This is a genomic window from Mycobacterium sp. (genome assembly GCF_035603715.1).
Taxonomy (GTDB): domain Bacteria; phylum Actinomycetota; class Actinomycetes; order Mycobacteriales; family Mycobacteriaceae; genus Mycobacterium.
The window spans coordinates 1-8,045 of the sequence record NZ_DATNJW010000616.1; the positions used below are offsets into that span (position 1 = coordinate 1).

Genomic DNA, 8,045 nt, shown 5'->3' on the forward strand with positions numbered 1-8,045 from the left:
AGGGAGCAGCGCAGCAGCGATTCGCTACCTATTATTCAGTGGCGAGCCATGCAGAGGCGCATCATTCACAGGCAATCAATTGGGTAACCATCCGATCCGAATCGGCGAGGGCGACAGATGAGCTACGACTGGACCGATAACCGCAAGAATCTGATGCTGTTCGCCGGCCGCTCGCATCCCGAGCTGGCCGAACAGGTGGCCAAGGAGCTCGACGTACACGTCACCGCTCAGACCGCTCGCGACTTCGCCAACGGCGAGATCTTCGTGCGTTTCGACGAATCGGTCCGCGGCTGCGATGCGTTCGTCCTGCAGTCACACCCAATGCCGGTCAATCAGTGGCTGATGGAACAGCTGATTATGATCGACGCGCTCAAACGCGGAAGCGCCAAGCGGATCACCGCGGTCGTCCCGTTCTACCCGTATGCCCGGCAGGACAAGAAGCACCGCGGGCGCGAGCCGATCTCGGCACGCCTGGTCGCCGACCTGTTCAAGACCGCCGGCGCGGACCGGATCGTCACCGTCGACCTGCACACCGATCAGATCCAGGGCTTCTTCGACGGGCCTGTCGACCACATGCGCGGCCAAAACCTGCTGACCGGCTACATCAAGGACAACTACGCCGGCGCCGACATGGTCGTGGTCTCCCCCGATTCCGGCCGGGTGCGGGTCGCCGAGAAGTGGGCCGACGCGATGGGCGGTGTCCCGCTGGCCTTCATTCACAAGACCCGTGACCCGCGGGTGCCCAACCAGGTGGTGTCCAACCGGGTCGTCGGTGAGGTGGAGGGGCGTACCTGCGTGTTGATCGACGACATGATCGACACCGGTGGCACTATCGCGGGCGCGGTGAAGCTGCTGCGCAACGACGGTGCCAAAGACGTCGTCATCGCGGCCACCCATGGCGTGCTGTCCGACCCGGCCTCTGAGCGGTTGGCCCAGAGCGGCGCCAAGGAAGTGATCGTCACCAACACGCTTCCGATCGGCGAGGAGAAGCGCTTCCCGCAGCTCACCGTGTTGTCGATCGCCCCGCTGCTGGCGACCACCATCCGCGCGGTATTCGAAAACGGTTCGGTCACAGGACTATTCGACGGTGATGCATAGATGGCCAGTGACGCCGTCATCTATCACAACCCCCGTTGCTCGACTTCGCGCAAGACTCTGGAGTTGCTGCGCGACAATGCTATTGAGCCCAAGGTCGTCGAATATCTGAAGACACCGCCGTCTCGTACCGAGTTGGTGAAGATGATTCGCGCCGCCGGTATCGAGGTGCGGGCGGCCGTGCGTAAACGTGAGGCGCTGTACGCCGAGCTCAATCTGGCCGATGCGAGTGACGACCAGTTGCTCGATGCGATGGCTGAACATCCCATCCTCATCGAGCGGCCGTTTGTCGTCACATCGAAAGGCACACGGCTGGCTCGTCCGGTCGACACGGTGCGCGAGATCCTGTGAGCCCACCGGTACGACTCGCCGCGGCGCTGGCAGCCTTGACGGTGGCAGCGGCCGCATGCGGATCGAAAAGTCCTGACTATCAGTCGATTTGGTCGACCACCCCAACGACTACCAGCGCGACGCCGACAGACAAGCCGATCCCGTTCTCGCAGTATCTGGAAAGCAACGGGGTATCCGGTACGCCAGTCGACCCCGACACGCTGACCGACCTGACCGTGTCGATTCCGACGCCGCCGGGCTGGAAGCGGATCAATCGGCCGAACATCCCGACCACCACGAAGTTGATCGCCGGGGCCGACGCCTTTCCCAACGCCATGCTCATCGTGTTCAAGCTGGTTGGGGAATTCGATGCCGCTGAATTGGTCAAGCACGGCAACGACGATGCCCGGCTCGCGGAGAACTTCAAACAGCTCGAATCGTCCAGTGCCGATTTCCACGGCTTCCCGTCGTCGATGATCGAGGGCAGCTACAACCTCGGCGACCAGCGGCTGCACACCATCAATCGGATCGTGATCGCCCACGGACCCGGCGAAGAGGCGGACCGCTACCTCATTCAGCTCGCGGTCACCAGCCTGGCCGACAAGGCCGTCGCCGACGCGGTCAACGTCGAGGCGATCATCCACGGTTTCACCGTCGCCGCCAAGTAACGCCACCGCACTACTGTGTTTTCCATGACCTCGTGGACCGCAGCAGACCTGCCCTCGTTCGCCGGGCGCACCGCCATCGTCACAGGGGCCAACAGCGGTCTCGGCGAGGTGACGGCCCGCGAACTGGCCCGAGTCGGCGCTCAGGTGATCCTGGCCGTGCGCAACACCGGCAAGGGTGAAGCCGCCGCCCGTGAAATGACCGGAGACGTCGAAGTCCGTCAGCTCGACCTGCAGGATCTGGCCTCGGTGCGGCAGTTCGCCGACGGAGTCGACAGCGTCGACGTGCTGGTCAACAACGCCGGCATCATGGCCGTCCCGCACGCCGTCACCGCCGACGGCTTCGAGAGCCAGATCGGCACCAACCACCTCGGCCACTTCGCGCTGACCAACCTATTGCTGCCGAAAGTCACCGAGCGGGTGGTGACGGTGTCGTCGCTGATGCACTGGATGGGGTACATCAGCCTGCGCGACCTGAACTGGACGGCACGGCCCTACTCGGCGTGGCTGGCCTACGGCCAGTCCAAACTTGCCAACCTGCTGTTCACCAGCGAGCTGCAACGGCGGCTCGAGGCGGCGCGCTCGCCGCTGCGGGCGGTGGCCGCCCATCCCGGCTACTCGCACACCAACCTGCAAGGGCAATCCGGGCAGAAGATCAGTGACGCACTGATGGCGGTGGGTAATCGATTGGCCAGCGACGCCGACTTCGGCGCCCGGCAAACGCTGTATGCCATCTCGCAGGACATCCCGGGCAACAGCTTCATCGGCCCGGCGTTCGGAATGTTCGGACGGACCCGGCCGAGCGGGCGCAGCCCGCTGGCCAAACGCCACGCCACCGCCGGTGCGCTCTGGGAGCTGTCCGAGCAGCTCACAGACACCAAATTTCCGCTCTGAGGTGCCGATGCGCTAGCCTGACCAGGCGTCACGGCGAGGGTGGCTTTAACAAGCCGCCGTTATCGACGGGGGCCGACAGTAGTCGCGATCCTGGCCGTGCAACGGAATCTGACACAGGAGCGACACCATGGCTAGATCTGAGAACAAGCTGACCGCGCTAGTGCGGACCCAAACCGGCAAAGGCGCGTCCCGGCGGGCACGGCGCGAAGGCAAGATTCCGGCCGTTCTCTACGGTCACGGCGCCGAGCCACAGCACTTGGAGTTGCCCGGCCATGACTTCGCGGCGGTGCTGCGGCACTCCGGCACCAACGCGGTGCTGACCCTCGACATCGACGGCAAAGAACAGTTCGCGTTGACCAAGGCGCTCGCCATCCACCCGATCCGCCGCAGCATCACCCATGCCGACCTGCTGGTGGTCCGTCGCGGCGAGAAGGTCACCGTCGAGGTCAACGTCGAGGTGGTCGGCGAGGCCGCCTACGGCACCCTGGTGACCCAGGAGACCAGCACGATCGAGATCGAAGCCGACGCGATGTCGATCCCGCAGTCGTTGACCTTGTCGCTCGACGGCGCTGAGCCGGGCACCCAGTTCACCGCCGGCCAGATCGCGCTGCCGGCGGGGGTCACGCTGATCGCCGACCCTGATCTTCTGGTGGTCAACGTCGTGAACGCACCGACCGCCGAGGACCTCGAGAGCGAGGGCGCCGGCGAGGTGGCCGAGGCCGAAGAGCCGGCCGAGGAGGCCGCCGAGGGCGAGGGCGAGGCAGCCGAAGCCGAGTCCGAATCCGAATAGACCGTGGCCGGCCCACAATTGGTGGTGGGTCTGGGCAACCCCGGACCGAACTATGCCCAGACGCGGCACAACCTGGGGTTCATGGTGGCAGACCGGCTCGCGGCTCGGCTGGGCTCGAACTTCAAGGTGCACAAGCGTTCCGGCGCGGAGATCGTGACCGGTCGGCTCGGCGGACGTTCCGTCGTGCTGGCCAAGCCGCGCTGCTACATGAACGAGTCCGGCCGCCAAGTCGGTCCGCTGGCCAAGTTCTACTCGGTGCCCGCCGCTGACGTGCTGGTCATTCACGACGAGCTCGACATCGACTTCGGCCAGATTCGGCTGAAGCTCGGTGGCGGCGAGGGCGGCCACAATGGGCTGCGCTCGGTCGCGAGCGCGCTGGGCACCAAGGACTTTCAGCGGATCCGGATCGGCATCGGCCGACCACCGGGGCGCAAGGATCCGGCGGCGTTCGTGCTGGAGAATTTCACCGCCACCGAACGCCCCGAAGTGCCGACGATCTGCGAGCAGGCGGCAGACGCCACCGAACTGCTGCTCGAGCTGGGTCTAGAGGCAGCGCAGAACCGAGTACACGCCTGGTGAGTCGGCGCGCTTGTCGCCGGTAAACCCGGTCAGACGTAAAGATCTCATCAAGGAAGCGGCGAGCTCGCGTAAAGAAGTCGTGAGTGCGGTTGTCCGCTCAACTTAACTGCTGCTCTGCTGTTCCCATGGACCACTCCAGGGTGGACGCACAAGCCAAGCGTCGAGCGCTTAGGCCGTGGTGCGCCCGAGGCACTTAGGCTTGTATGTGGCCGCGACCACGCTGCCACTTCGAAAAATAATCAAGCCAAGGAACTTTCGCAAAAATCTTACCGATCCACCCGCCGCTCCGGCAGGGGCGATAGCCCTCGCCCGCTTATTGCTATCCAACTGTGCTGTCTAACAACATAATTCGATTCATAGCGAACGGCATTTATTGTGCCCGTTACATAATCGGACCCCTTTCTGAAACATAGCGGCCACACGATCACACCGGAAAAACGGCACCGCCTCCGCGGGTGACTCAGAGACGTTGCCAGACAACGTATCCGTCATAGCCGACGACTTCGGAGATGGAGCTAAGAACAATGCTTCAAGAGTTCTTGCACAACTTCCTGCACAACCTCTTCAAGCCGTTGCTGCTGTTCTTCTACTTCGGTTTCCTGATCCGGATGCTCAAGGTGGACTTCGAGTTCCCCTACGTCATCTATCAGGGCCTCACGATGTACCTGCTGGTGGCCATCGGTTGGCACGGCGGCGAAGAACTCGCCGATATCAAGGCTTCGAGCATCGGCCACATTGCGGGATTCATGATCACTGGGTTTGTCTTGAACTTTGTGATCGGCATGCTCGCATACCTGCTGTTGAGCCGCCTGACAAAGCTGCGGCGAGTGGATAAGGCGACCGTCGCCGGCTATTACGGGTCGGACTCGGCAGGCACGTTCGCCACCTGCGTGGCCGTCTTGGCCGGCGTCGGGCTGGCCTTTGACGCCTACATGCCGGTCATGCTGGCCGTCATGGAGATCCCGGGGTGTTTGGTTGCGCTGTATCTGGTGGCGCGGCTGCGGCACCGCGGGATGGACCGAGACGGCAACATGCCCGATGAGCCCGGCTACATCGCGCCCGTGCCGGCGAGTGTCGGTCCCGGCGCGGCAGCCCAGCCCGCTCCCGGACAGCAACTCGACATCGAACCGGACACCGAGGAGCGGGTGCAGTACGCGCTGAGAAGGCGCCGCCGTCCCGCGTGGGCGTCCGGCGAAAAGGGCGGCATCTTCTCACGCCAGCTGCTGCGGGAGGTCTTTCTCAATCCGGGACTGTGTCTGCTTTTCGGCGGCATCGTCATCGGGTTCGTCAGCGGGTTGCAGGGACATAAAGTCACTCACGACGCCGACTCGTTGTTCATCACCGCGTTTCAGGGCGCGCTTTGCCTGTTCTTGCTCGAGATGGGCATGACGGCTGCCAGTAAATTGCGGGACCTTAAGGCTGCTGGCCGCGGGTTCATCTTGTTCGGCCTTCTGGCGCCCAACCTCTTCGCGCCGCTCGGGATCATCGTCGCGCACGCCTATGCCTACCTCACCCATACCAACTTCGGGCCGGGGACGTATGTCCTATTCGCGGTGCTCTGCGGCGCGGCATCGTATATCGCCGTGCCTGCCGTTCAGCGTTTGGCGATCCCCGAAGCGAGTCCGACCCTGCCGCTCGCCGCGTCGCTGGGTTTGACGTTCTCCTACAACGTCACGATCGGGATCCCGCTCTATATCGAGATCTCCCGCGTCGTCGGGCAATGGTTCCCGGTCACGTGACGTCGCCGTAGCTCGACGTCGAGAACCCAACAGCGGCAACGTCGCCGGACACAACTCTTGAAACTGATCGCGTCGCGATCAGCCATGCCACCGGAGGTGAGCATTAATGGATTTCGCATTCCTACCGCCGGAGATCAACTCCGGACGGATGTATACCGGACCTGGAGCCGGGCCGATGCTCGCCGCGGCGGCGGCCTGGGACGACCTGGCAGCCGAATTGAGTTCGACGGCAGCGTCTTACGCATCGACGGTCTCCAGCCTGACTGCCGGGACGTGGCAAGGCCCATCGTCAGAGTCCATGGCTACGGCCGCCGCCACCTTTGTGGAGTGGATGAATACCACTGCAGCACAGGCTGAGCAGACCGGCAACCAGGCCAAGGCTGCCGTCGCGGCATACGAGGCCGCCTTCGCGGCGACAGTGCCGCCGCCCGTGATCGAGGCCAACCGCGCGTTGTTGATGATGCTGATCGCGACGAACATCCTGGGGCAGAACACTCCCGCGATCGCTGCCACGGAAACCCATTACATGGAAATGTGGGCCCAGGACGCCGGCGCGATGTACGGCTACGCCGGGTCTGCAAGCAGCGCGTCGGTGCTGACTCCGTTCACCGAGCCGCCGCAGACAACCAACCCGGCGGGCACCGCGCAGCAGTCAGCCGCGGCCGCGCAGGCCGGCACCTCCGGCGCGTCGAGCATCGGCACGGAGATAACCCAGTTCATCAATTCCCTGCCGACCGCTTTGCAGAACCTGGCCAACGGCCTTGTGCAGTCGCCGACAACATCGACGAACTTGCTGTCCGGGCTATCACTGCCGCAACTAACCACAGCCACCTTGCCGCCCTGGCTGACGACCGACCTGACGAACTGGAACACCATCTTCTCGACCATCGCATCCGGGCCCTACTCGCTACAGGGGTTGACTTCCATACCCGGTGGCCCGTTCCTGTCGTTCGGTCAGGCATACGCCTGGGGTCAAAACGGACAGGGCGCCGCTTCTTTTCTTGCCGGCGCAAAGCCCATCACCGGGGCGCTGGCCCCGCTGGCCAGTGAGTTGGGGACGCCGCATCTCAGCGCGGCCTTTGGTGCGGGACCGGTATCGGGGTCGGTGGGCCGCGCAGCCCTGGTCGGCAGCATGTCGGTACCGCAGGGTTGGACTCAAGCCGCCCCGGAGATGGGGTTCAGGACGCTCGCCGCCGCGCTGCCCACCAACCTGGCGGGGGCGGCCGTCCCGGAGGCGTCATTAGCCGGCCAGGGCGGCATGTTCAGCCAGATGGCGGCTTCGAGCCTGGCCGGACGTGCCGTGGCAGCCACCGCGACGCAGTCGGTGAGTAGTGGTGCTCGTGCGGCCTCACTCGGCGGCGTCGTCGCCGAGGCGGATCCCGCCGCAGCCACCATTTTCGTAATCCCGGCGATCGAAGACTGACTGCAATGCCGACCCAGTCGTGCACCAAAGGGCAAGGGGTATAGACATGTTCTACGCAGCGTTTCCGCCCGAGATCAACTCGGGCAGGATGTATACCGGCGCGGGATCGGCGCCGTTGTTGGCCGCCGCGGCGGCCTGGGGCGAGCTGGCCAACGAATTGCAGCAGGCAACGACGTCCTATTCGACCGTGATCTCATCCTTGACCAGCGGACCATGGTTGGGTCCGACGTCGCTGAGCATGGCGGCCGCGGTCGCCCCATACCTCACCTGGATGCAGGGCACCGCGGCGCAGGCCGCCGAAACTGCGAGCCAGGCTAGCGCCGCGGCCAGCGCCTACGAGACGGCGTTCGCCGCACATGTGCCACCGGCTGAAATCGCCGCCAACCGTACCCAATTGGCGTCGCTGGTTGCGAGCAACATCATCGGGCAGAACAACGCAGCGATTTCGGCCATCGAAGTCCAATACGGCGAAATGTGGGCCCAGGACGCACTGGCGATGGACACCTACGCCTCCTCCTCGGCGGCCGCCT

9 protein-coding genes are annotated in these 8,045 nt (G+C 64.4%); all 9 read left to right on the top strand.

Annotated elements, in window-relative coordinates:
• The first annotated feature begins 117 nt into the window (after positions 1-117).
• The gene (locus VN856_RS25150; RefSeq protein WP_325694397.1) at positions 118-1,098 is read left to right on the top strand and encodes a ribose-phosphate diphosphokinase; all 981 of its coding nucleotides are present in this window, start codon (positions 118-120) and stop codon (positions 1,096-1,098) included.
• Positions 1,099-1,446 (top strand): arsenate reductase (glutaredoxin), encoded by a 348-nt coding sequence (gene arsC, locus VN856_RS25155; protein WP_325694399.1) that lies wholly within the window; start codon positions 1,099-1,101, stop codon positions 1,444-1,446.
• Positions 1,443-2,093 carry an LpqN/LpqT family lipoprotein gene (locus tag VN856_RS25160; protein WP_325694401.1) on the top strand — a complete coding sequence of 217 codons (651 nt, stop codon included), beginning with the start codon at positions 1,443-1,445 and terminating at the stop codon, positions 2,091-2,093. Before arsC ends, VN856_RS25160 begins: the two co-directional genes overlap by 4 nt.
• Before the next feature lie 24 nt (positions 2,094-2,117).
• A complete protein-coding gene (locus VN856_RS25165; RefSeq protein WP_325694402.1) occupies positions 2,118-2,984 on the top strand; it encodes an oxidoreductase in 867 nt (288 codons plus the stop codon).
• A gap of 127 nt (positions 2,985-3,111) precedes the next feature.
• Positions 3,112-3,774 carry a 50S ribosomal protein L25/general stress protein Ctc gene (locus VN856_RS25170; protein WP_325694404.1) on the top strand — a complete coding sequence of 221 codons (663 nt, stop codon included), beginning with the start codon at positions 3,112-3,114 and terminating at the stop codon, positions 3,772-3,774.
• Positions 3,775-3,777: 3 nt separating this feature from the next.
• Positions 3,778-4,353, top strand: coding sequence for an aminoacyl-tRNA hydrolase (pth, locus tag VN856_RS25175; protein ID WP_325694405.1), 576 nt, complete (start codon positions 3,778-3,780; stop codon positions 4,351-4,353).
• 524 nt (positions 4,354-4,877) lie between these two features.
• Complete coding sequence (locus VN856_RS25180) at positions 4,878-6,092, top strand: sodium-dependent bicarbonate transport family permease (protein WP_325694407.1); 1,215 nt, start codon at positions 4,878-4,880, stop codon at positions 6,090-6,092.
• A gap of 106 nt (positions 6,093-6,198) precedes the next feature.
• Positions 6,199-7,515, top strand: a complete 1,317-nt coding sequence (locus VN856_RS25185; RefSeq protein WP_325694409.1) for a PPE family protein — start codon at positions 6,199-6,201, stop codon at positions 7,513-7,515.
• Positions 7,516-7,561: 46 nt separating this feature from the next.
• The coding region (locus VN856_RS25190; protein ID WP_325694411.1) for a PPE family protein at positions 7,562-8,045 on the top strand (484 nt) is incomplete at its 3' end.

Coding starts and splice junctions, on each gene's coding strand:
- VN856_RS25150 (WP_325694397.1), top strand. CDS start 118: ATGAGCTACGACTGGACCGATAACCGCAAGAATCTGATGCTGTTCGCC.
- arsC (WP_325694399.1), top strand. CDS start 1,099: ATGGCCAGTGACGCCGTCATCTATCACAACCCCCGTTGCTCGACTTCG.
- VN856_RS25165 (WP_325694402.1), top strand. CDS start 2,118: ATGACCTCGTGGACCGCAGCAGACCTGCCCTCGTTCGCCGGGCGCACC.
- VN856_RS25170 (WP_325694404.1), top strand. CDS start 3,112: ATGGCTAGATCTGAGAACAAGCTGACCGCGCTAGTGCGGACCCAAACC.
- VN856_RS25180 (WP_325694407.1), top strand. CDS start 4,878: ATGCTTCAAGAGTTCTTGCACAACTTCCTGCACAACCTCTTCAAGCCG.
- VN856_RS25185 (WP_325694409.1), top strand. CDS start 6,199: ATGGATTTCGCATTCCTACCGCCGGAGATCAACTCCGGACGGATGTAT.